Raw genomic sequence first — 20,813 nt, 5'->3', positions numbered from 1 at the left:
CCATGAAGGTTTTGTTTTCCCCGATTCGGTATCACACCGATTCCTCTCTCCCCGTGCTGAACTGCCAAACAACTCAACGCAGCATACGCAGAGTTGAAAAGGGAGTTCGCGGAGCTGTTCTCCGCGAACTCCCTCGGTTCTCCGCGTACTCTGCGTTGAGTCACCCGGGGAAACGCGTCACACGTCCAGCATCCGCAGGGACGAGCGGCCGGCGGGGCCCAGCTGCGCGTAGGTGCACTGCTCCGGCGCCTTGTCCGGCCGCCAGCGGTAGAAGCGCGTGCCGTGGCGAAAGCGGCCGCCGGTAAAGGCGTCGTATCCCACCTCCACCACCAGCTCCGGCGACAGCGGCTCCCACTCCGTGCTGCGCGGGTTCATGGCACTCCACCGGCTGGGCCCGCCCGGCGCACTGCCGGTAAAGCCGGGCGGCTTGCGCAGCGCCTCCAGCCGCGGCGTCAGCTCCCTCCGCTCTTCCCGGCTGATGCTGGAGCAGAACCCCACGTGGTTCAGCAGCCCGTCGGGCCCGTACAGCCCCAGCAGCAGCGAGCCGACGATGCGCTCCTTCTGCGCGTAGCGGAACCCGCCGACGACGCAGTCCACCGTGCGCACGTTCTTCACCTTCACCATCCCCGTGCGCTCGCCGGTCAGGTAGGGCAGGTCCAGGCGCTTGGCCATCACGCCGTCCAGCCCCCGCTCGCCCTGCTCCAGCCACGCGCGCGCCCGCTCCGCGTCCGCCGTCGCCGGCGACAGCCGCACGCGCTCGCCAAAGAACTGGCCCGCGAACGCCTCCAGCTTCTCCCGGCGCTCCGCCAGCGGGCGGTCCGTCAGCGGCCCGCCGCGCGGGCCCAGCAGCAGGTCGAAGGCAACCACCAGCGCGGGGTGCGCCGCCGCCAGCTTCTGCACCCGGCTGGCGGCGGGGTGCAGGCGCAGCTGCAGTTCCTCGAACGACAGCGCGTCGCCCACCGGGACCACGATCTCGCCGTCCAGCACGAACCGCTTTGCGGTCAGCGACCGGAGCGCATCCACCACGTCGGGAAAGTAGCGGCCCAGCGGCTTGCCCGCCTTGGAGCGCAGGTCCACCTCGTCGCCGTCGCGAAAGGCCAGGCACCGAAAGCCGTCCCACTTGGGCTCGTACTGCCACCCCGCGTCCGTGGGAAGCGCGTCCGCCTGCTCGCTCTCCGCGACGGCGTAGTCCGTGGGGATGGGCAGGTTCACAGCAGGTCCGCCAGGTCGAAGCGTCCGCGCCTGGCCAGCACCGGCTTCCACAGGTCGCCCGTGCGGCGGATGCGCTCGGGTGCGTTCATCAGCGTGAACTCCTCAAGCTCGACCCCGCCCTCCACCTCTTCCCACGTCACCGGCATGGACACGGTGGCGCCGGGCTTGGCGCGCACGGAGTAGATGGACGAAAGCGTGCGCCCCCAGGCGTTCTGGTTGTAGTCCACCAGCACCCGTCCTTTCGGCCGCTTGGCGATGCGATACTCGGCGGTGACCAGCGCCGGGTTGATCTTCTCCATCGCGCGGGCGAACTCCTTGGCAAAGCTCCACACCCGCTTCTGCACCGGCCCGCGGACAATGGGGACGTACACGTGGATGCCGGACGACCCGGTGGTCTTGGCGTACGACTTCATCCCCAGCCGCTGCAGGTTGTCGCGCACCATCAGCGCCGTCTCGCGCACCCGCGCAAAGTCCGCCCCGGGGACGGGGTCCAGGTCGAAGTGCAGAAAGTCGGGCCTGTCGGTGTCGTCGCAGCGGGCGTACCAGGGGTTCAGGTCGATGCACCCCAGGTTCACCACCCACAGCAGCGACGCCAGGTTCTGCACCATGGGAAAGTCGATGACGCTCTTGGACGCGTGCTCGATGGAGCAGGTCTTCAGCCACGGCGGCGCGTTCTCGGGCGTGCGCTTCATGAAGAAGAACGGGCCCTTCCACCCGTTGGGGTACCGCTTCATCACCATGGCCCGGTCAACCAGGTGCGGCAGCAGGTACGGCGCCACGGCCACGTAGTAGCGCAGCAGGTCGCCCTTGGTAATGCCCAGCTCGGGCCAGAACGGCTTGTTGAGGTTGGTCAGGCGCACCGCACGCCCCCCCACCCGCACGTCGCACTGCTTGCCCTTTTCGGGGATGATGTCGGGCGACACGTCCGCGTCGGCCACGTTGGGCGGCGCGGGCTTCCGGGCGGCGGACGCCGGCTTCTTGCGGGCTGGGGATGTGGATGCGGACGAGGCGGATGCGGCGCGTGGCGTCACGTGGAATCCTTCCAGCGTCGGGGTTCGAGCTTGGGCGGACGCTTTCCCTTGCGTACGGCGCCCAGCACGGGGGCGTACTCCAGCTCGGGGCCGTCCTTGGCGGCGCGCAGCATCAGTCCGCCGCGGCTCATGTCGCCGCGGCCCACGAAGTCGGTCGGAAAGAGCAGGCGCTCGCCGTAGATGCGCGTCAGCACGTCGACGTACTTGTCGGATGCAATGCTGCCCAGCAGCACGTAGCAGGTCCCGGGCCCGGCGGCCCCGTCCAGCGCGCGGGCGTGCTCTTCCAGCGGCCGCCGGTAGCGCGGGTTGTCCAGCGCCACGTCCCCCTCCTCGGCAAACTCGCGCAGCAGTTCCAGGGTGATGTGCGACTCCGGCGGCACCAGCCCGCGCGTGGGCGTGATCACCAGCGCCCCCGGCAGCCCCGCCGGCGGACCGGCAAAGGCGCGCACGTACGCCATCTTCCCCCGGAAGTAGAGCCCGCTCAGGAAGCTGAACACGTCGCCCAGCGGCGCGCCGCCCGGCGCGCGCAGCCGCTGCGCCAGCGGGAACGATGCGGCGTCGCGCATCACCATCTGCCCGCGCCTGCCCCCGCAAAACGCGGGCGACAACAGAAAGATCTTCGGAGTATTCATGCTTGCGGACGCGGGCAGAACGCGTGCCGCCCCGTTTACGTCGTTCACATCGTGCCACCGTTGGCATGCGTTATCTGCAAGCCATTGCGCAACCTGCGCGGTCCCGCCAGGATGTCGCCGCCGCCACGCCAGCCCCGCACCTGAGTCTTGCCACGTATAACGTTATCCGTTATAGTCGATCCGTAGCCAGGGATCGGGTGCATGGGCCGGTGGCGAGGAGCAGTCCCACCGCCCACCCCGATCTCCGGACGGCACCATGATCGTCTCGTTCAAGGACGAAGGCACGCGCGACATCTTCGAAAGCCGGGATACACGGCATGCGCGTCGGACTTGTCCATCCACCCTCTGGCGCGCGGCCCGCCTGAAGCTCGAGGTACTGGATCGGGCGGATTCACTGGTCGACCTGGCAATCCCGCAGGGCAATCGTCTCGAGGGACTGCAGGGAAACCGTGCAGGGCAGCACAGCATCCGGATCAATCGCCAGTACCGGATCTGCTTCTGGTGGATAGAAGCGGGTCCGGATCGTGTCGAAATCGTGGATTATCACTGACCCGGCGGAGCCAGAAACCAACGAGGAGGATTCTATGGAGTTCATCAAGCTGGCGGTGCGGCTCCCGGAAAACCGCCGCCCCACTTCTTCCGGGGAGATGCTGCTGGAAGAGTTCCTGAAGCCGCTGGGGATGTCGCAGACGGAGCTCGCGAAGCGCATTGGCGTCTCGTACGTGCGCGTGAACGAGATCGTGAATGGCAAGCGCAGGGTGACGCCGGATACGGCGCTGCGGCTGTCACGGCTCTTTGGCAATTCGGTGGAGTTCTGGCTGAACGGCCAGCTGGCGTGCGACATGTGGGAGGCGCTGCACTCGCCCGCCATGGCCGAGATCGAGAAGATCGAGCCGCTCGTCTACGAACCGTACGAGGATGAGGAGGATGGAAACGAGGAGCAGCCGCTCGCGGCGGACTGATCGATCCACGCTCACCGTCTTCCCCGACCGCGCGCCGCTCCGCTTGTCCGGCGGGGCGGCGCGCTTCTATGTTGCGACGCATCCCCCGCATCCGATCGCGACCGGAGGTGCGCCGATGGCCCGACGCTACGTACGTCCGCAGTCCCCGCGCGGCACCACGCTGGGCGCCGCGGTGCTCCTGTGGACGGTGGGCGCGCTGGAGATGCTCTCGGGGATCGACCTGCCGTACGGCCTGGGGCGGATTGCGCTGCTGCCGTGCGGCGCGCCGCTGATCCTGGGCTGCCTGCCCGAGGGGCTGTGACGCGGGCGCCCCACCTGACGCTGGACCTGTGATGACCTTTCGACGTGCTCTCCTTCTTTCGCTCGCCGTGCGAGCGTGGGCCAGTCCGCTCGCCGCGCAGGCACCGCGGATGACCGACATGGACGAGATGATGTGCCCCGGCGTGTCGCTGGAGCTGGCGCGGCACCGCGCGGCCACGCTGGGCGGCGTGCGCTACCTGCTGGAGCTGGACGTGACGGCGCAGGACAGCGCGCCCGGCCGCGTCGTGGTGACGGTGCAGCGCGCGGCCGGAGCCGGCGACCTGGTGCTGGACTTCCGCGGCCCGTCGCTCGGCATCGTGACGGCCAACGGGGAGATGGTGGCGGACGGGGAGTGGAAGAACGGACACCTGCGCATCCCCGGCCGCTACCTGCGCGACGGGGAGAACACGGTCACCGCCGCGTTCACGGCGAAGATCGCGGCGGCGGGGGCCAGCATCATCCGCTTCAACGACCAGACGGACGGCGGCACCTACCTGTACACGCTGCTGGTGCCCGCCGACGCCAACCAGCTCTTTCCCGCGTTCGACCAGCCGGACCTCAAGGCGCGCTTTCGCTACCGCATCACGGCGCCACGCGACTGGAAGGTGCTGGCCAACGGACCCGGCCGGCGCGAAGAAGCCGACGGAAACGCGCTGTGGACGTTCGAGGAGACGGAGCCCATCAGCACCTACCTGGCGGCGTTCGCGGCGGGGCCGTGGCGCACCTGGACGGGGCGCGAGCCGGGCGACGACCTGCCCATCACGCTGTACGCCCGTGAAAGCCGCGCCGGCGAGGTGGACGCGGACACGCTGATCGCCGTCAACCGGCGCGCGGTGCGCTGGCTGGAGCGCTACTTCGGGGTGGAGTACCCGTTCACCAAGTTCGACATGCTGCTGGCGCCGGCCTTTCCGTTCGGGGGGATGGAGCACGTGGGCGCCGTGTTCTACAACGAGAACCAGTTCATCTTTCGCGAGGCGCCCACGCTGGGGCAGCAGATCGGGCGCAGGGCCACCATCTACCACGAGGTGGCGCACCAGTGGTTCGGCGACCTGGTGACCATGGAGTGGTTCGACGACCTGTGGCTCAAGGAGGGCTTCAGCACCTACATCGCGGCGCGGATGCAGGACGAGCTGGACCCCGACAGCGAGGCCTGGAAGACCTTCTACCTGCGCAACAAGCCGCTGGCCTACGCCACGGACCAGACCAGCGGCACCACGCCGGTGTGGCAGGAGCTGCCCAACCTGGACCTGGCCAAGAGCAACTACGGACCCATCGTCTACAACAAGGCGCCCGCCATCCTGAAGCAGCTGGACTTCATGGTGGGCGACTCGGCGTTCCGCGCGGGGCTCACCCTGTTCCTGCGGCGCCACGCGTACGCCAACGCCACCTGGCGCGACCTGCTGTCGGCGCTGGAAGCGACCTCGGGGATGAACCTGGACGCGTTCGGCGAGCAGTACATCCTGCGCGCGGGAATGCCGGTGGTGGAGACGGCGCTGCAGGTGCGGGATGGGCGGATCGCCGGCCTGGAGCTGCGCCAGCGGCCCGCGCGGACCATGCCGGGCGACCCGGGCGGGTTCTGGCCCCTGCGCACGCAGGTGCGGCTGGCGTACACCGGGCGCGAGGACGTGGTGATCCCCGCCAGCGGTGCCTCGGAGACCATCGAGGTCGCGGAGGCGCGGGGGCTGCCGGCGCCGGACTATGTGTGGAGCAACGAGGGCGACTACGGCTACGGGCTCTTTCTGCTGGACGAGCGCAGCCGCGAGTTCGTGGCGGAGCACGTGGGAGACGAGACGGACGGACTGCGGCGCGCCATGCTGTGGGGCGCGCTGTGGGACGAGGTGCGCGAAGCGCGGATGGACCCGGCGCGCTTTGCCCGCATCGCCATGCGCGAGCTGCCGCGCGAGCGCGACGAGCAGATCGCGGGGCTCAACATGGGGCGCGCGTGGACGGCGCTCTCGTCGTACGCGGCGCGTGACGGCGAGGACGCGCTGTACGGCGCGTGGGAGCGGCTGCTGCTGGCCCGCTCGGCCGATTCAACGCTGACCTACGGGGCGCGCAAGGCGGCGCTGGACATGCTGGTGGGGACGGCGCGGACGGCGGCCGGGCGCGCGCTGCTGCGCGAGTACCTGGCCGGCGCGCGCACCTTCGAGGGCGAGGCGGTGCGGCAGCCCACGCGCTGGAGCATCGTGGAGCGGCTGATCGCGCTGGGCGAGCCGGAGCCGGACGCGCTGATCGCGGCGGAGTCGGCGCGCGACACCACGGCGGACGCGGGGCGGCGCGCGTTCGTGGCGGGCGCGGCCATCCCCGCGGCGGACGTGAAGGCGCAGTACTTCGGACGCTTTCTGGACGACCCGGGGTTGAACGAGGAGTGGGTGACGGCGGCGGCCGGCAACTTCAACGCGCCGCTGCACGCGGACGTCACCCTGCGGCACCTGCGGCCGTCGCTGGACCGGCTGGAGTGGATCCGCGACAACCGCCGCATCTTCTTCCTTCCGCGGTGGATCAGCGCGTTCATCGGCGGACATACCTCCGCGGAGGCGCTGGCGGCGGTGGACCGCTTCCTCGCCGAGAACCCGGCGCTCCCGGCCGACATCCGCCGCAAGGTGCTGCAGTCGCGCGACGAGCTGGAGCGCACCGTCCGCATCCGCGACGCCGCCGCGCAGGGGAGCCGCTGAGATGACCGATCCGCAGCCGATGCCCGCGCACGTGCGGACCATCACGCTGGGGCTGCTGGCCACGGCGATGGTGGCGGCGACGTTCATGATCCTGCGCCCCGCGTCTCCCGTGGCGCCGGTGATGGAGGCGAAGTTGGCTGCGGCGCCGGTGAGGCAGGAGGGGCGGATGGTGGCGATCACCCTCGACGACCTGCCGGCGCTGGCGCAGGGGGACCGCTCGGTGGCCACGTACGAGCGCATCACCGACGGGCTGCTGCGCGCGCTGGCGGAGCACCGCGTGCCGGCCATCGGCTTCGTGAACGAGGAGAAGCTGCTGACGGAGGGGCGCGTGGACCCGCGGCGGGTGGCGACGCTGCGCCGGTGGGTGGACGCGGGGCTGGAACTGGGCAACCACGCGTACTCGCACCCCGACTTTCACACCACGCCGGTGGACGCGTACATCGCCGACGTGGCGCGCGGCGATTCCGTTACGCGGCTGGTGATGCAGGCGGCGGGGCGGCGGCCGCGCTTCTTTCGGCATCCCTTTCTGCACAGCGGGCGCACGCTGGAGGACCGGCGCAAGTTCGAGGCGTTCCTGGCGGAGCGGGGATACCGCGTGGCGCCGGTGACCATCGACAACGGCGACTACCTGTTCGCCGCGGCGTACGACCTGGCGCCGGATGCGGAGACGCGCCGGCGCGTGGCGGACGAGTACATCCGCTACATGGAGGCGGTGGCGGCGTACTACGAGCAGCAGTCCACGGCGCTGTTCGGGCGAGAGATCCGGCAGGTGCTGCTGCTGCACGCCAACAACCTCAACGCCGAGCACTTTGGCCGACTGGCGGGGATGTACCGGCGGCGCGGCTACGCGTTCGTGCCGCTGGAGCAGGCGCTGGAGGACCCCGCCTACGCCTCCGCCGACACCTACACCGGCCCCGCCGGCATCACCTGGCTGCACCGCTGGGCGCTCACGCAGGGCAAGCGCGGCGCCTTCTTCGCCGGTGAACCCGAGGTGCCGGACTGGGTGCAGACGCTGTCGCGGCGGCCAAGCTGATCACCTCATGGATGACATCCTCCCGGACATCTGGATCACTGCGGACGTAGATGGCACCACATTTTTGAAACGCATGCGTAACATCGCGGATGCCACTGGCCGCTTCAGATCAGAAATGCCCTCAGCGCATGGTCTAGCTTCAGGCGAATACCTTCACTTGCATCCTTTGGGAGCGTCACCGCACTCAGAGCTAGGTGCTCAACTGATCACCTATGAGGATGAAGGCCGACGAGTGCGGGTCGAGATGCGCGCGCGTAGATGGAATCCCGATCCCCCGACATATGAAGCCTACGTCACAGCAGCTACTGAGCTGATCAAGCCTTTACTGAGCGACTATAACCACTACTTTGGATCTCGGCGCCGTTTGGGCATTCAGACAAAGCAATCGACAGAACCAGCCATACCCAGAGACGTAAAACCGTACTTCGACCACTTTGTAGGCCGCGCAAACATGCAGAGCCTCCATTCGAACGATTGGAATCGATTCTATCGCTTTATCCGAGTGTGCCACGGGCGGCGCATACAACTGTCCGAAGCAGATGTGACTTGGCTGCTCCGTCAAGCAGGATTCGACGCGGGCTATGCGCATCGAATCGGTATTGTGTACTACCATGGGCGTAGGTTGCTGGCGATGTAAGGTGAGAAGCGTGCCGGATGCATGCGATGGCGCTTCGGACTACATTTTCATAGGCTGACTGCCGTTCGCGGTGGCTCGCCTTCTCTCCTCTTCTGATTGGACGGATGTCCCTTCTCGCGGTATGGCTGGCCACGGCCGGGGTGGCGGTGGCCAGCGCGATCATCCCCGTCATCAACATCGAGATCTACCTGCTGGGTGCGGCGGCGCTGGCGCCGCAGGCCATGGCGGTGCCGCTGGTGCTGGCCGCGACCATCGGCCAGATGATCGGCAAGGTGGTGATGTACTTCGCGGGGACGGGCGCGGTAAAGCTGCCGGGCAAGCGCCTGCAGGCCGCGCTGGACGGCATGCACGTCACGCTGCGCGACCGGCCGCGCTCCGGCGGCGCGCTGGTGTTCGCGAGCGCCGCGTCGGGTTTTCCGCCGTTCTTCATCGTCACCGTGGCCGCGGGCGCCGCGCGGATGAACCTGGCGGCCTTCGTGGTGCTGGGCTTTCTGGGGCGGCTGGTCCGCTTCGCCGTCATCGTCGCGGTGCCGCACCTGGCCCGGGACCTGTTCTGATACCGAATCCCGCAGTTCATTGTGCACGATTGTGCACCCAAACTTCTACTGCCGTCTCACGAAAGGCACGGAGAGCACGGAGGAGAAACCTGTCCTCTTGTCTTCTCCGTGTCCTCGGTGTGACGCCGAATCCGGGAAAACAACAACTGCATGCGTACAGAGGAACAGAGTCAGACAGAGGAACCCGGATAATAGTTTGGCTCGCTTTCTCTGTCTGACTCTGTTCCTCTGTACGATTATTCTTTTTCAGGATCTGGTCTGAGGCTGAGACAGCCTGTGGGAACGCACAATCTGGCTGAGAATCTGGTATGACACGGGTTTTCCGGCAGAGCGAACGCCTCACGCGGACGACGCGGAGGAACGGGGAGAGGACGCGGAGAACGCCTTCATCCGCGTCCTCTCCGTTTTCCTGTGCGTCCTCCGCGTGAAATCCCCGCCTTCCTGTTCCATCCCGCCTTTGCCATCCTCCCCGCCAGCCCCTATAATCCGCCCCGGCTCAACGACAATCGCAAGACAAACGGCCCCAAAGCCCCACGGAGAACGCATGGCAGACGCTGCACGCGGCACCGTCCTTCCCATCCGCCACCAGCCGCCGCTTCCCCGCGAGCGGATGATCGTCACCGACGCGCCGGACGCCGAGGCGATCGAGATGGACGTGGTGATCGTGGGCGCCGGCCCCGCGGGGCTGGCGTGCGCCATCGAGCTGGCGCGCCTCATCCAGAAGGACACGGAAGCCGGCGGCACGCTGGGCGAGACGCAGATCGCCGTGCTGGACAAGGCGTCCGCGCTGGGCGAGCACAACCTGTCGGGCGCGGTGGTGAACCCGCGCGCCTTTCGCGAGCTGTTTCCCGAGCTCAAGGACGCGGACTTTCCCTTCCGCGACGCGGTGGGCAAGGAGTCCGTGTACTGGCTCACAGAGACGGGGCAGGTAAAGATCCCCACCCCGCCGCCCATGCACAACGCGGGGAACTTCACCGCGTCCATCAGCGAAGTCTGCCGCTGGCTGGGCGAAAAGGCCGAGGGGCTGGGGGTCAACGTCTTCCCCGGCTTTCCCGTCGACTCGCTGCTGGTGGAGGGACAGGCCGTGCGCGGCGTGCGGACCACGCCTTCGGGCCAGAGCCGCGACGGCACCGGCGGCGAGCCGCCCACGGACCTCACCGCGCGCGTCACCGTCCTGGCCGAAGGCACCCGCGGCGCCCTGGGGCAGGCGTGGACGCAGTGGCAGGGCGTGAAGAGCGAGAACCCGCAGATCTTTGCGCTGGGCGTAAAGGAGCTGTGGGAGACCAAAGAGCCGCTGGACCGCATCGTCCACACGCTGGGGTGGCCGCTGCCGCGCGACGCGTTCGGCGGCAGCTTCATGTATCCGCTGGAGCCCAACCTGGTGGCCATTGGCCTGGTGGTGGGGCTGGACTACCGGCAGACCACGCTGGACGTGCACCAGATGCTGCAGCGGATGAAGCAGCACCCGTTCTTCCGGAAGTACCTGGAGGGCGGCGAGATGGTGGAGTGGGGCGCCAAGACCATCCCCGAGGGCGGGTACTACGCCCTGTCGCAGCGCAAGAGCGGCGACGGGCTGGTGATGGTGGGCGACACGGCGGGGTTCGTGGACGTGCCCTCGCTCAAGGGCATCCACTACGCCATGCAGAGCGGCATGTTCGCCGCGCGCGCCATCTTCGAGGGGCTCAAGAAGGGCGACGTGTCGGCCGCCTCGCTTTCCGCCTACGACCGGATGGTGGACGGCAGCTACATCCGCGACGACCTGCACAAGAGCCGCAACCAGCGCCTGGCGTTCAAGGACGGCTTTTTCGTGGGCGGCTTCAAGGCGGGGCTCATGACCATCTCGGGCGGCCGGCTGTTCGGCGGGCGCATCGAGATGCACCAGGACGCCGAGGTGCCGCGCCAGGTGACGCCCGCCACGCCGTTCACCCCCGACGGCAGGCTGACGTTCAGCAAGGTGGACGCGGTGTTCAAGAGCGGCAACAAGACCCGCGACGACATCCCCAGCCACCTGGTCGTGGGGCAGGACGTGCCGAAGGAGGTGGCCGAGCTGTACGTGCACATGTGCCCCGCCGGCGTGTACGAGCTCGATGGCGACAAGCTGGTGGTCAATGCGCCCAACTGCATCGACTGCAAGGCCACCGACGTCATCGGCCCGCGCTGGACCCCGCGCGAGGGCGAGAGCGGCCCACGGTACAAGCGGATGTAACGCGGATTCGGTGGATGAGGGACGAGGCCGGGCGCTCCACGCGGGGCGCCCGGTCCCGTCGTGGGGATGGATCGGTGGATGGATGGATGCTCCTCGCGGGCCGACATCCTGCATCTGCCGCCACGCACTCCCTTTGGCGCCGGCAACGATTTCGGGGATACGGATGATGGCATTCGCGACGTCGATCCCCTCTCCCGCGCCGCCTGCGGGCGAGTGCATGACGCCCGGCCGCGGGTGAAGGTCCGGCTGACTTTGCGCCGCCGGATCTTTCCCCGGCGGCGGCGCAGGCTTCGGCCGGTGGAGCTGATCCCGGCCGGCGGCGCTGATCGCGCGCTGCTGGAGGGGCTGGGCCGCGACCTGCGGGCGGAGCTGGGGGTGCAATGGTCCATCGGTGAGGCGATGGAGCTGCGCGACGAGTGGCGGGACGCGGAAAGCGGGGAGTATCGCTCCATCCACCTGATCCACACGCTGATGGACGGGGCGCGGCGCGGGGGGCGCGGGCGGGCGCGGCGGTGGCGGCTGGCAATAGCGGAGGCCGGCCTTTGCGCCGAGGGGGTGGGCGCGGTGTTCGGCGAGGCGGCGGAGGAGGGGTGCTGCGCGGTGGTGGGGCTGGCCCCGCTGCGGGCCGGATCGGGCGCGGACGCTGGGGTTCTGCGGTCGCGGCTGCTCACCGAGGCCGTCCACGAGCTGGGGCACCTGGCGGGGATGCGGCACTGCAGGCGCGCATCGTGCGTCATGTATCCCTCCCGGCACATTGCCGACAGCGACCACAAGCAGCATGCGTTCTGCCCTGAGTGCCGGCCATCGTTGAAGTTGCGTGCGTTACAAGAGACTTGACGCCCGTGCGGCATGGAGCCTAACTTGACGCTCGAGCCAGTGCCGTCCCTATCGCGCCACCTTCCTCACGCCAGTTTGCCGAACACGCAGAACCCGGCCTCGCGCCCTGGAGGAATGCCGATGGGCTCCGAAACGCCCCGCTCGCTGCGACGCGCCTACGTGGAGTGGGTGGAGGAGCAGATCGAGGAGTTCAAGGAGCGGATTCCGCGCTCGCACCTGCTCGCCATTGCGGACGAGGTGGTGAACGAGCTGCGGATGAACCCCGAAGGGCAATACCAGCTCACCGAGCTGCTGCTGTGCAACGCCATGGACCGGCGCATCCTGCGGATGCTCAAGCTGCCGGGCTATCGCGCGTGGTGCGCGCAGCGCACGGCGGCCAGCGCGCCGCAGACGGTGATCAGCTTTCCGCTCCCCGAGCGCTTCGTCAGCACCCCCGTGGCCGCGCCGCGCATTGCGCTGGTGGCCGAAGAGGACGAGCCCGAGCGCCTGGCCTGTGTCGGCTGAACACAAAGGGAGCGCGTCTCACTGACACGGATTGACCGGCGGGACGAGCGGCCGCTCGCGCAAGCTGTTGCGCGGCGGCCGTTTGCGTTCCGTTGCGCGTTCGGTACGAGGGGTGCATCTTTCACCCTGCCCGAACGCGCCAGTGCGCGCGGGGCTTCTCTTATCGGTTGCACTCCCATGTTTCACGAAGAGCACTCCGCCGGCGAGCGTCCGGCGGTTTCCGCGGTAGGGATCGTGGTGCACGACCACGCGCCGGCCACCGGCGCGCCGCGCATTGCGTTCGTGTGGGGCGGCGAACAGGCCGCCACGCCTTCCCTGCCCTTTGGCCGCTGGAAGCCCGGCGCCCGCGCCGCGTAAAAAAACGCGCGGGTCCCGGCCCTGGGGAGCAGACGGCGGGTGAGCTGAACGCGGCTCACCCGCCGTTTTCGTCCGCAACCCTGGATCCTGAAAAAGAAAAAATCGTACAGAGGAACAGGGTCAGACAGAGAAAGCGAGCTGAAACATCATCTTGGTCCTCTGTCTGACTCTGTTCCTCTGTACCCTTGAAGGTTTTGTTTTCCCGGACTCGCTAGCAGAATACCGGGAAGAAGGAAGCGGGCGGACCGCCACCTCGGCGATCCGCCCGCTTTCTATACTCACGACCCGGAACGGCTCAGACCGCGTCGGACAGCGAGCTGAAGGTGAAGTCGCGCACCTTGAGGGCCGGCACCATCACCGCCTGGCCGGCGCCGTCCTCGGAGGCGTTCACCCGCACCGGCTCGCCCATCATGTCGATGTTGTTGAGCATGAAGATGGGCGACTCGTTCCAGCGCAGGTTCTTGACCGCCGACGTGATGCGGCCGTTCTCGACCAGGAACGTGCCGTCGCGGGTAAGGCCCGTGAACAGGATGGTGCGCGGGTCCACCGGACGGATGTACCACAGGCGCGTGACCAGCAGACCGCGGTCGGTGCTGCGGATCATGTCCTCGATGCTGCTGGTGCCGCCGCTCATGTGGTACGCCCCCGGAAAGCCCGTGGGCTGGCGGTTGTTGCGCTGCGCCCAGAACCGGTTGTACACCAGGTCGCTGAGCGTTCCGCCCCGGATCCAGGTGGTGGCGTTGTTGGGCAGCCCTTCGCCGGTAAAGGGAAGGGCGGCCGTGCGCGGGTCGGCCGGGTTGGTGGTGATGGTGACCCGCTCGTCCAGGAACTTTTCGCCGATCTTGTTGCCGCCGCCCTGCTTGCTGAAGAACGAGCGGCCCTCGTCGGCGTTGCGGGCGTTCATGGAGCCCACCATCAGCCCCACCATGCTGGCCACCGCCGTGGGCTCCAGGATCACCGTCCACTCGCCCGGCTCCACCGCGCGCGGGTTGCGCGAAAGCTCGGCCTTGCGGATGGCCCGCTCGCCCAGCTCGGCGAAGTTCAGCTTGCTGAAGTCGTTCTCGCCGCCGCCGGCCCAGCCCGAGCCGGTGCCGTCGGGCGTGCGCACGGTGGTGGTGAAGCTGACCCCCGTGGCGCGCGCGTAGGCGAACAGCCCCTTCTTGGTGGCCACCGCCGTGGACCCCGCGAAGTGCGTCAGGAACCCGGTGCTCATCAGGCTCTGCCGCGCGGCGGGAACGGTGATCTGCATCACGGCCCGCGCGCGCTCTTCGGGCGACAGGTTGGCCGTGGACTCGTAGAACGGCTCCACCGGCAGGTACTGCTGCTGCGACAGCTCGCCCAGGTACTCGGGGTCCTCGGGCACCAGGCGCGCCAGGCGCTCGGAGGTCTGCACCACCTGGCGCAGCGACTCGTCGTCGAAGCGGTTGGTGGTGGCCGACGCCGTCTTCTTGCCGAAGGCGCTGGTCACGGTGACGCTGGCGTCGTACGTGTCGCCTGCCGTCGACACCTGGTTCACCGCGAAGCGGGTGTTCCCCTCGGTGCCGGTGTTCAGGTTCACGCGCGCCTCGTCGGCCGTGCTGAACGAAAGGATCTTCTGGGCCAGCGCCTCGGAGTCCGCGCGCGAAAGGTAACGATTGTCAGGCATCGGTCAGGCTCTCCGGCCGGTGTTGATGACGTTGACGCCGCGGAAGCGCGCCGCGGGGCAGCCGTGCGAGACGGCGTTGCTCTGCGCGGGCTGGCCCTTGCCGTCGTTGAACGATCCGCCCACGAAGTAGGTGCTGGGACCGCCGATCATGTCCATCCCGTTCCAGAACTCGGGCGTGCGCATCTGGTACGCCACGTCCTTCAGGGGGCCGGTGATGCGGCCGTTCCGGATCTCCTTGAACACCTGCCCGCCGAACTGGGCGTTGTAGCGCTGCTGGTCGATGCTGAACGAGCCGTCGCCGTCGATCAGGATGCCGTTCTCGATCCCCGACACCAGCTCCTCGACGCTCACGTCGCGCTCGGCGTTGGGAAGCAGGTTCACGTTGGGCATGCGCTGGAACTGCACCACGTCCCAGCTTTCGGCGTAGCTGTTGCCGTGGCTGCGCACCGGCTTGCCGCTCTGGCGGTACCAGTCGGCCAGCATGGGCGCCTGCTCGCGGGTGGTCTGCAGGTCGTTCAGCACGCCTTCCTTGACGATCAGGTACTCGTCGGGCTTGACCCCCTCGTCGTCCCAGCCGATGGACGACAGGCCGCCCGGCGACGAGCGCTCGCCCTGGATGTTCATGAAGCTCTGCCCGTAGCGGAACTTGCCCAGGAAGTTCTCGATGGGGTAGATGAACGAGGTGCCGGCGTAGTTGGCCTCGTACCCCATGATGCGGTCCAGCTCGGTGGGGTGCGCGATGGACTCGTGGATGGTGAGCCACAGGTGCGTGGGCAGCAGCACCAGGTCGTAGCGGCCCGGCTCCACCGGCTTGGCGCTCAGCTTGGCCACGGCCTCCTCGGCCCAGCGGGGGGCGTTCTCCACCAGCCGCGCGTCGCGCACGTGCTCGTAGCCCATGGCGCGCGGGGCCACGTCGGTGCTCTGCCGGGTCTGGAAGTCGCTGCCGTCCGGCGCCACCGCGGTAATGTTCATCAGCGGGTACGACCGGTAGATGGTCTGCTCGATGTACGAGCCGTCGGTGCTGGCGAAGGTCTTGCCCAGCCGCACCGAGAACATCACCGAGTTCACGAACCGCGCGCCCTGCACGCCCATGGCCGCGGCGTTGGCGCGCAGCAGCAGGTCCACCTTTTCTTCGATGGGAACGTCGAAGGGGTCGATCTCCACCGGCGACGACCACTTGCCGTCGGGAACGCGCTCCACCGGGGCCAGGTCAAGCGGGGCCTGGCGGGCGGCGGCGTTGGCGCGGGCCTGGGCCACGGCCTTCTGCGCCACGCGCACCACCTCGTCGGCGTTCAGGTCGCGGCTGGCGGCAAAGCCCCACGACCCGTTGGCCACCACGCGAATGCCGAAGCCGTACGTCTCGGCGTCGTTGAAAAAGGTGATCTGCCGCTCGCGGGTGCCCAGCGCCTGGCTGCGGTTGGCCGCCAGGCGAAAGTCGGCGTAGGTGGCGCCGGCGCTGCGGGCGGCGTCCAGGGCGCGCATGGCCAGTTCGCGGCTCACCGCGGCGTCCACCGGGTCCATTACCGCGGCACTGGCCAGCCTGGGCAGGATCGCCGAGCCTGCGCTCAGGCCGGCGGTGACCGCCGCGCCCTGCAGGAGGAAGTCTCTGCGCTTCATGGTACTCCGTTATGGAGGGTTGGGATGGGACTGCGGAAACTAGAACGAGCGTTCGTACAGCGCAACTCCGCGTCGGCGCGGCGGTTGCGTGGGGCCGGGCGGCATGAGCGCCCCTGACCTTTCCGTGGCGGTGGCCGGCGCCGGCCCCGCCGGGCTGGCCGCCGCCCTGCGCCTGCACGCCGCCGGCGCGTCCGTCACCGTCCTGGACGCCGCGCCCTTCGTGGGCGGGCGCACGCGCACGGAGCACGTGGACGGCGGGTGGCGCATCGACCCCGGCGTGCAGCTGTACGGATCCAGCTACGCGGCCTTCTTTGGCCTGCTGCGCGCCGCGGAGGCCGAGGCGCTGGCCCAGCGCTCGCCCGGGCGCGACGCGCTGTGGCGAAAGGGCCGCGCGCACGAGGTGGTCTACGGCTCGCCGGCCAGCATGCTGGCCTCCGGCGCGCTCCCCCTGCAGCTCAAGCTGCGGATGGGCGCGCAGTACCTTCCCTACCTGCAGCGCCATTCCGCCGACCTGGACCTGTCTGCGCTGGAGCGCGCGGCCGCCGCGGGGCTGGACGCGGAGAGCATCGCGGCGTGGGGCCGGCGCGAGCTGGGCCGCGACTTCGTGGACCTGCTGGCGGCGCCGCTGCTCTCCACCCTGTACGGCACGCTTCCCGACGAGGCCAGCGCCGGCTTTTACCACGCCCTGGCGCGCCAGGGGCTGAGCCTGGAGGTGCGGGCCCTGCGCGGCGGCGCGGACGGCTTCTGCCGCGCGGCGGCGGACCGGCTGCGCGAAGGCGGCGCGTCCATCCACCTTTCCACCCCCGTGGACGCGGTGGATACGGCGGAGGGCGGGGTCCGGGTTTCGGCCGGCGGCGCGAGCCAGCGCTTCGACGCGGCGGTGGTGGCGCTCCCCGCGCCGGAAGCGCGGCGCGTTGCTAATTTTTTGACACCCGCGGCCGCGGAAACGTTGCACGGCGTGCGCGTTCGCCCGGCCGTCTCGCTGGCGCTGCTGCTGGACCGCCCCGCCGGGGTGCGCTGGTTCGGCCTGTCGTTCGCGCCGGGCGAGTCGCGCGCGGTGGCGGCGGTGTGCGTGCAGGAGAACAAGGTGGCCGGGCTGGTGCCGCCCGGCAAGGGCCTCGTGGTCGCCTTTGCGCAGCCGCACGCGGCCGAGCGGCTGCTGGGCGCCGGCGTGGACGACGCGCTGGCCCTGCTGCTTCCCGACGTGGCCCGCGTGCTGCCGGGCGTGGACCGCGCCGTCCTGCAGGCGCGCGTCTACGACTGGCGCCACGGATGGACAATCTTCGGCCCCGGATCGTTGGGCCGGCTTCCCGTGCTGCGCTCCGCCGCGTTCGAATCCGCCCCCGCCACCGTCCTTGCCGGCGACTGGCTCTACTCGCCCACCGTCGAGGGCGCCGTCACCTCCGGCCTGGCCGCCGCCGACCGCCTTCTCGCGCGCATCCGCTGATCCGTATCGCGTTCTGCCGGGCTGGGCGATGATCCTGAAAAAGAATAATCGTACATGAGGAACAAAGAATGATCGTACAGAGGAACAGAGTCAGACAGAGAAAGCGAGCTGAAATATCATCCTGGTTCCTCTGTCTGACTCTGTTCCTCTGTACGCCTAAAGGTGTCGTTTGCCCGGATTCGGCATGAGACCCTTCATCTCCGTCCGCAAACCGGATATTGAGCGGATCGACAGCATCCCATCCACCCGCGTGGGACGAAGCGTGCGGGCGCGGTTTCGATGCCCCCGCCGCCGGGCTAAGTTGTCGCGCTGACCGACATCACTTTCGCACTCCCGCACTCCCGCACTCCCGCACTTTCGCACTCCCGCACTTTTTTTCGATGGATTTTCCGGAGCTGTTCGACCCCGACCTGTGGTGCCCGCTCTCCGACCGCGCGCGCCGCGACCTGCTGGCCGCCGCGCTGCTGGATGCGCTGCAGGGCTCGCCGGGGGTGCGCGACACCCGCATCGAGGCGGGGACGGTGGACCGGCCGTACGACTACACCGCGGTGGTCGAGGCGGACGTCGGCAATTTGAAGACGCCGCTGTGGTCCGACGCCCGCGCCCGCATCTTCTGCGATCCCTCCATTCATTCGGCCAACCGCAGGCAGCTCGCCCCGGGGCTGGAGCTGCGCAAAGCGGCGGAGCGGCTGCGGACGCGGCTGGACGCGCGCTTTTCGCTGGAAACGCGCGGACTTACGCTGACGATGTCGCCCGAGCCGGGGGTGCAGCGCACCTGGACGGCGGAGCGCGCGCGCTTTCGCGACCGGACGGCGGTCTCGCGCGAAGACGTGATCGAAAAGGCGGCGGACGTGGACCTGCGCGACCTGCTGGCCCACTTCTACACCGGCCCCTCCCTGCGCGCCGTGGCGGACGACGGCACCGCCTTTCTTCTCCCCGCCGCGTCGGAGGAAGAGGGGCGGCTGGTGACGCTGTGCATCGCCTGCCACCGCTGGTCCGAGGGCGCCGAGGCAAAGTGTCCGGAGTGCGGCGGGCCCGTGGAGACGGTGCTCGCCGCGCGCCCCGCACGGAGGTAGGACATGTCACGCATTCGCAAGCTCGTTCGCCTGGCCCGGCTGGCCGCGCTGGAAGGCCCCGCGCCGCTGCGGCTGGCCCGTCGCGCCATCCGTGAGCACGCGGCGCTGCAGCGCACCTGGGAGCTGGCCGCGCTGGTGGCGATGGTGCGCCGGCAGCGGCCGCGGACGGTGCTGGAGATCGGCACGCACCGCGGCGGCACCCTCTTCTGCTGGGCCGCCGTGGCGGCACCGGATGCGCGCCTGGTGAGCGTGGACCTGCCCAACGAGCGCGAGGGGATCGGCACCACGGACCAGGACCGCGCGCGCTTTGCCGAGTTCCTGCGGCCCGGGCAGACGCTGGAGTGCCTCCGGGCCAATTCGCAGCTGCCCGAAACCCGCGACCGCGTGGTGGCCGCGCTGGGCGGCCGGCCGGTCGACTTCCTGTGGATCGACGCGGACCACCGGCTGCCGGGGGCGACGCTCGACTGGGAGCTGTACCGGCCCCTGGTGCGCCCCGGCGGGCTGATCGGCTTTCACGACATCCATCCCAACCCCGGCTTTCCCGACAACCAGGTGGACCGGCTGTGGGCGCAGATCCGGGGCGGGTTCCGCGTCCGGGAGTTCATCGACCAGGACCAGCCCGGCGGTGTGGGAATGGGCATCGGCGTCCTGGTGCAGCCCGGAAGCGACGATCCGGACGGGCGATGAGCGTTGCGCCGCGGCGCCGCGGAAAACGGCGCTGATGGAGACGCTGCGCCGTGGCTGAACCGCGGCGCGCGCCCGGACGCGGAGCAGATGGACGCACAGTTGCACGACACGGTGTGAGGCGGGCATCGCCCGCATGGCGCCAACCCCGGACGAATCCAGAACGATCCCGATGTCCATGGACGATACCCTTCCCGCCGGCGGCGCCACGCACCTGGAGTGCACCCGCTGCGGCGCGCGGTACGACGCCGAGGCGCCGCACCGGCTGTCGCCCTGCTGCGAAAAGCCGCTGTATCCGCGCTACGACCTGGCCGCCATCGGCGCGCGGCTCTCGCGCGGCGACCTGGCCGGGCGCTCGGCCGACCTGTGGCGCTACGCGGAGCTTCTCCCCGTGCGCGACCCCGCCAACGCGGTGCGCCTGGGCGAGGGGTGGACGCCCATGATCGACACGCCGCGGCTGGCGTCGCGCATCGGCGTGGCGCGGTGCTGGGTAAAGGACGAGGGGCAGAACCCCACCGCGTCGTTCAAGGCGCGCGGGCTGTGCATGGCCATCTCCCGCGCAAAGGAGCTGGGGATCACGGAGGTCGCGCTCCCCTCCGCCGGAAACGCGGGGAGCGCCACCGCCGCCTACGCCGCGGCGGCGGGGATGCGCGCGCACGTGGTGGTGCCGCGCGACACGCCGTTCCCCATCCTCGAGGAGATGCGCGCGCTGGGCGCCGACCTGGAGCTGTTCGACGGGCTGATCACCGACTGCGCCGCGCGGGTGGCCGAGGGCGCGCGCGAGCACGGCTGGTTCGACCTGTCGACGCTCAAGGAGCCGTACCGCGTCGAGGGCAAGAAGACGATGGGGTACGAGGTGGCCGAGCAGCTGGGGTGGCGGCTCCCCGACGTGATCGTCTACCCCACCGGCGGGGGCACCGGGCTGGTGGGGATGTGGAAGGCGTTCGACGAGATGGAGCGGCTGGGGTGGATCGGCTCGGCGCGGCCGCGGATGATCTCGGTGCAGGCCAGCGGGTGCGCGCCCATCGTCCGCGCGTGGGAGCAGGGGACGGAGCACGCGGAGCCCTGGGCGGGCGCCCACACGTACGCGTCCGGGCTGCGGGTGCCCAGGGCCGTGGGCGACTTTCTGATCCTGGACGCCGTCCGCCGCTCCGGCGGCGCCGCCATCGCCGTGGACGACGACGAGATGCGCGCGTGGACGCCGCTGGTGGGCGGCGACACGGGCATCTTCTGCGCGCCGGAAGGTGCCGCCACCGCCGTCGCCGCCGCCCGCCTGCGCCAGTCCGGCGCCATCCGCCCCGACGACGAGGTGGTGCTCTTCAACACCGGCAGCGGGCTGAAGTACGTCGTCTGAACGCGAGGGCTTGACGGGAGCGCCGGAATGGATGATCGTAAGGAGTG

Annotated in this window: 20 protein-coding genes; 15 read left to right on the top strand and 5 right to left on the bottom strand. The window is 69.5% G+C overall.

Features of this window, described 5'->3' with window-relative positions; genetic code table 11:
- Positions 1-177 precede the first annotated feature (177 nt).
- The 3 genes from VGC13_RS12925 to VGC13_RS12915 are packed head-to-tail and all read right to left on the bottom strand — an operon-like array spanning position 178 to position 2,809.
- Complete coding sequence (locus VGC13_RS12925) at positions 178-1,263, bottom strand: ATP-dependent DNA ligase (RefSeq protein ID WP_414682991.1); 1,086 nt, start codon at positions 1,261-1,263, stop codon at positions 178-180.
- Complete coding sequence (ligD, locus tag VGC13_RS12920) at positions 1,209-2,243, bottom strand: non-homologous end-joining DNA ligase (protein WP_331125666.1); 1,035 nt, start codon at positions 2,241-2,243, stop codon at positions 1,209-1,211. The genes VGC13_RS12925 and ligD overlap by 55 nt, the downstream gene beginning before the upstream one ends.
- Entirely contained in the window at positions 2,240-2,809 is a 570-nt protein-coding gene (locus VGC13_RS12915) for a hypothetical protein (protein WP_331125665.1), read from the bottom strand. Before VGC13_RS12915 ends, ligD begins: the two co-directional genes overlap by 4 nt.
- Positions 2,810-3,131: 322 nt before the next feature.
- On the opposite strand from VGC13_RS12915, the gene VGC13_RS12910 reads away from it, so the two are divergent.
- From VGC13_RS12910 to VGC13_RS12860, 11 genes are all read left to right on the top strand, one after another.
- Positions 3,132-3,425 (top strand): type II toxin-antitoxin system RelE/ParE family toxin, encoded by a 294-nt coding sequence (locus VGC13_RS12910; RefSeq protein WP_331125664.1) that lies wholly within the window; start codon positions 3,132-3,134, stop codon positions 3,423-3,425.
- A 34-nt stretch (positions 3,426-3,459) separates the two neighbouring features.
- Positions 3,460-3,837: a HigA family addiction module antitoxin gene (locus VGC13_RS12905; protein ID WP_331125663.1), complete on the top strand. Its 378-nt coding sequence runs from the start codon at positions 3,460-3,462 to the stop codon at positions 3,835-3,837.
- Between the two features lie 115 nt (positions 3,838-3,952).
- Positions 3,953-4,138 (top strand): hypothetical protein, encoded by a 186-nt coding sequence (locus VGC13_RS12900; protein ID WP_331125662.1) that lies wholly within the window; start codon positions 3,953-3,955, stop codon positions 4,136-4,138.
- A 31-nt stretch (positions 4,139-4,169) separates the two neighbouring features.
- Positions 4,170-6,812 (top strand): M1 family aminopeptidase, encoded by a 2,643-nt coding sequence (locus VGC13_RS12895; protein ID WP_331125661.1) that lies wholly within the window; start codon positions 4,170-4,172, stop codon positions 6,810-6,812.
- Position 6,813: 1 nt separating this feature from the next.
- Positions 6,814-7,845 (top strand): polysaccharide deacetylase family protein, encoded by a 1,032-nt coding sequence (locus tag VGC13_RS12890; RefSeq protein WP_331125660.1) that lies wholly within the window; start codon positions 6,814-6,816, stop codon positions 7,843-7,845.
- Positions 7,846-7,852: 7 nt separating this feature from the next.
- Positions 7,853-8,482, top strand: a complete 630-nt coding sequence (locus VGC13_RS12885; RefSeq protein WP_331125659.1) for a hypothetical protein — start codon at positions 7,853-7,855, stop codon at positions 8,480-8,482.
- Between the two features lie 104 nt (positions 8,483-8,586).
- Positions 8,587-9,039, top strand: coding sequence for a hypothetical protein (locus VGC13_RS12880; RefSeq protein WP_331125658.1), 453 nt, complete (start codon positions 8,587-8,589; stop codon positions 9,037-9,039).
- 544 nt (positions 9,040-9,583) lie between these two features.
- Complete coding sequence (locus VGC13_RS12875) at positions 9,584-11,245, top strand: electron-transfer flavoprotein:ubiquinone oxidoreductase (protein WP_331125657.1); 1,662 nt, start codon at positions 9,584-9,586, stop codon at positions 11,243-11,245.
- 297 nt (positions 11,246-11,542) lie between these two features.
- The gene (locus VGC13_RS12870; RefSeq protein ID WP_331125656.1) at positions 11,543-12,082 is read left to right on the top strand and encodes a matrixin family metalloprotease; all 540 of its coding nucleotides are present in this window, start codon (positions 11,543-11,545) and stop codon (positions 12,080-12,082) included.
- Positions 12,083-12,202: 120 nt separating this feature from the next.
- Positions 12,203-12,586 carry a hypothetical protein gene (locus tag VGC13_RS12865; RefSeq protein WP_331125655.1) on the top strand — a complete coding sequence of 128 codons (384 nt, stop codon included), beginning with the start codon at positions 12,203-12,205 and terminating at the stop codon, positions 12,584-12,586.
- A gap of 177 nt (positions 12,587-12,763) precedes the next feature.
- Complete coding sequence (locus tag VGC13_RS12860) at positions 12,764-12,943, top strand: hypothetical protein (protein WP_331125654.1); 180 nt, start codon at positions 12,764-12,766, stop codon at positions 12,941-12,943.
- Positions 12,944-13,238: 295 nt separating this feature from the next.
- On the opposite strand, the gene VGC13_RS12855 is transcribed toward VGC13_RS12860, so the two are convergent.
- The gene (locus VGC13_RS12855; protein WP_331125653.1) at positions 13,239-14,588 is read right to left on the bottom strand and encodes a TldD/PmbA family protein; all 1,350 of its coding nucleotides are present in this window, start codon (positions 14,586-14,588) and stop codon (positions 13,239-13,241) included.
- Positions 14,589-14,591: 3 nt separating this feature from the next.
- The gene (locus VGC13_RS12850) at positions 14,592-16,205 is read right to left on the bottom strand and encodes a TldD/PmbA family protein (protein ID WP_331125652.1); all 1,614 of its coding nucleotides are present in this window, start codon (positions 16,203-16,205) and stop codon (positions 14,592-14,594) included.
- Positions 16,206-16,308: 103 nt separating this feature from the next.
- Here VGC13_RS12850 and VGC13_RS12845 point away from each other — a divergent pair, with 103 nt between their 5' ends.
- The 4 genes from VGC13_RS12845 to VGC13_RS12830 all read left to right on the top strand — a co-directional run bounded on the left by VGC13_RS12845 (position 16,309) and on the right by VGC13_RS12830 (position 20,766).
- Positions 16,309-17,652, top strand: a complete 1,344-nt coding sequence (locus VGC13_RS12845) for a protoporphyrinogen/coproporphyrinogen oxidase (protein WP_331125651.1) — start codon at positions 16,309-16,311, stop codon at positions 17,650-17,652.
- Positions 17,653-18,032: 380 nt separating this feature from the next.
- Positions 18,033-18,728 carry a hypothetical protein gene (locus VGC13_RS12840; RefSeq protein WP_331125650.1) on the top strand — a complete coding sequence of 232 codons (696 nt, stop codon included), beginning with the start codon at positions 18,033-18,035 and terminating at the stop codon, positions 18,726-18,728.
- 3 nt (positions 18,729-18,731) lie between these two features.
- Complete coding sequence (locus tag VGC13_RS12835; RefSeq protein WP_331125649.1) at positions 18,732-19,415, top strand: class I SAM-dependent methyltransferase; 684 nt, start codon at positions 18,732-18,734, stop codon at positions 19,413-19,415.
- Between the two features lie 169 nt (positions 19,416-19,584).
- Entirely contained in the window at positions 19,585-20,766 is a 1,182-nt protein-coding gene (locus tag VGC13_RS12830; protein WP_331125648.1) for a threonine synthase, read from the top strand.
- The last annotated feature ends 47 nt before the right edge of the window (positions 20,767-20,813 follow it).

Source organism: Longimicrobium sp. (assembly GCF_036399255.1).
In the GTDB taxonomy this organism is placed as follows: domain Bacteria; phylum Gemmatimonadota; class Gemmatimonadetes; order Longimicrobiales; family Longimicrobiaceae; genus Longimicrobium.
This window is presented reverse-complemented; position numbering and strand designations above follow the sequence as displayed.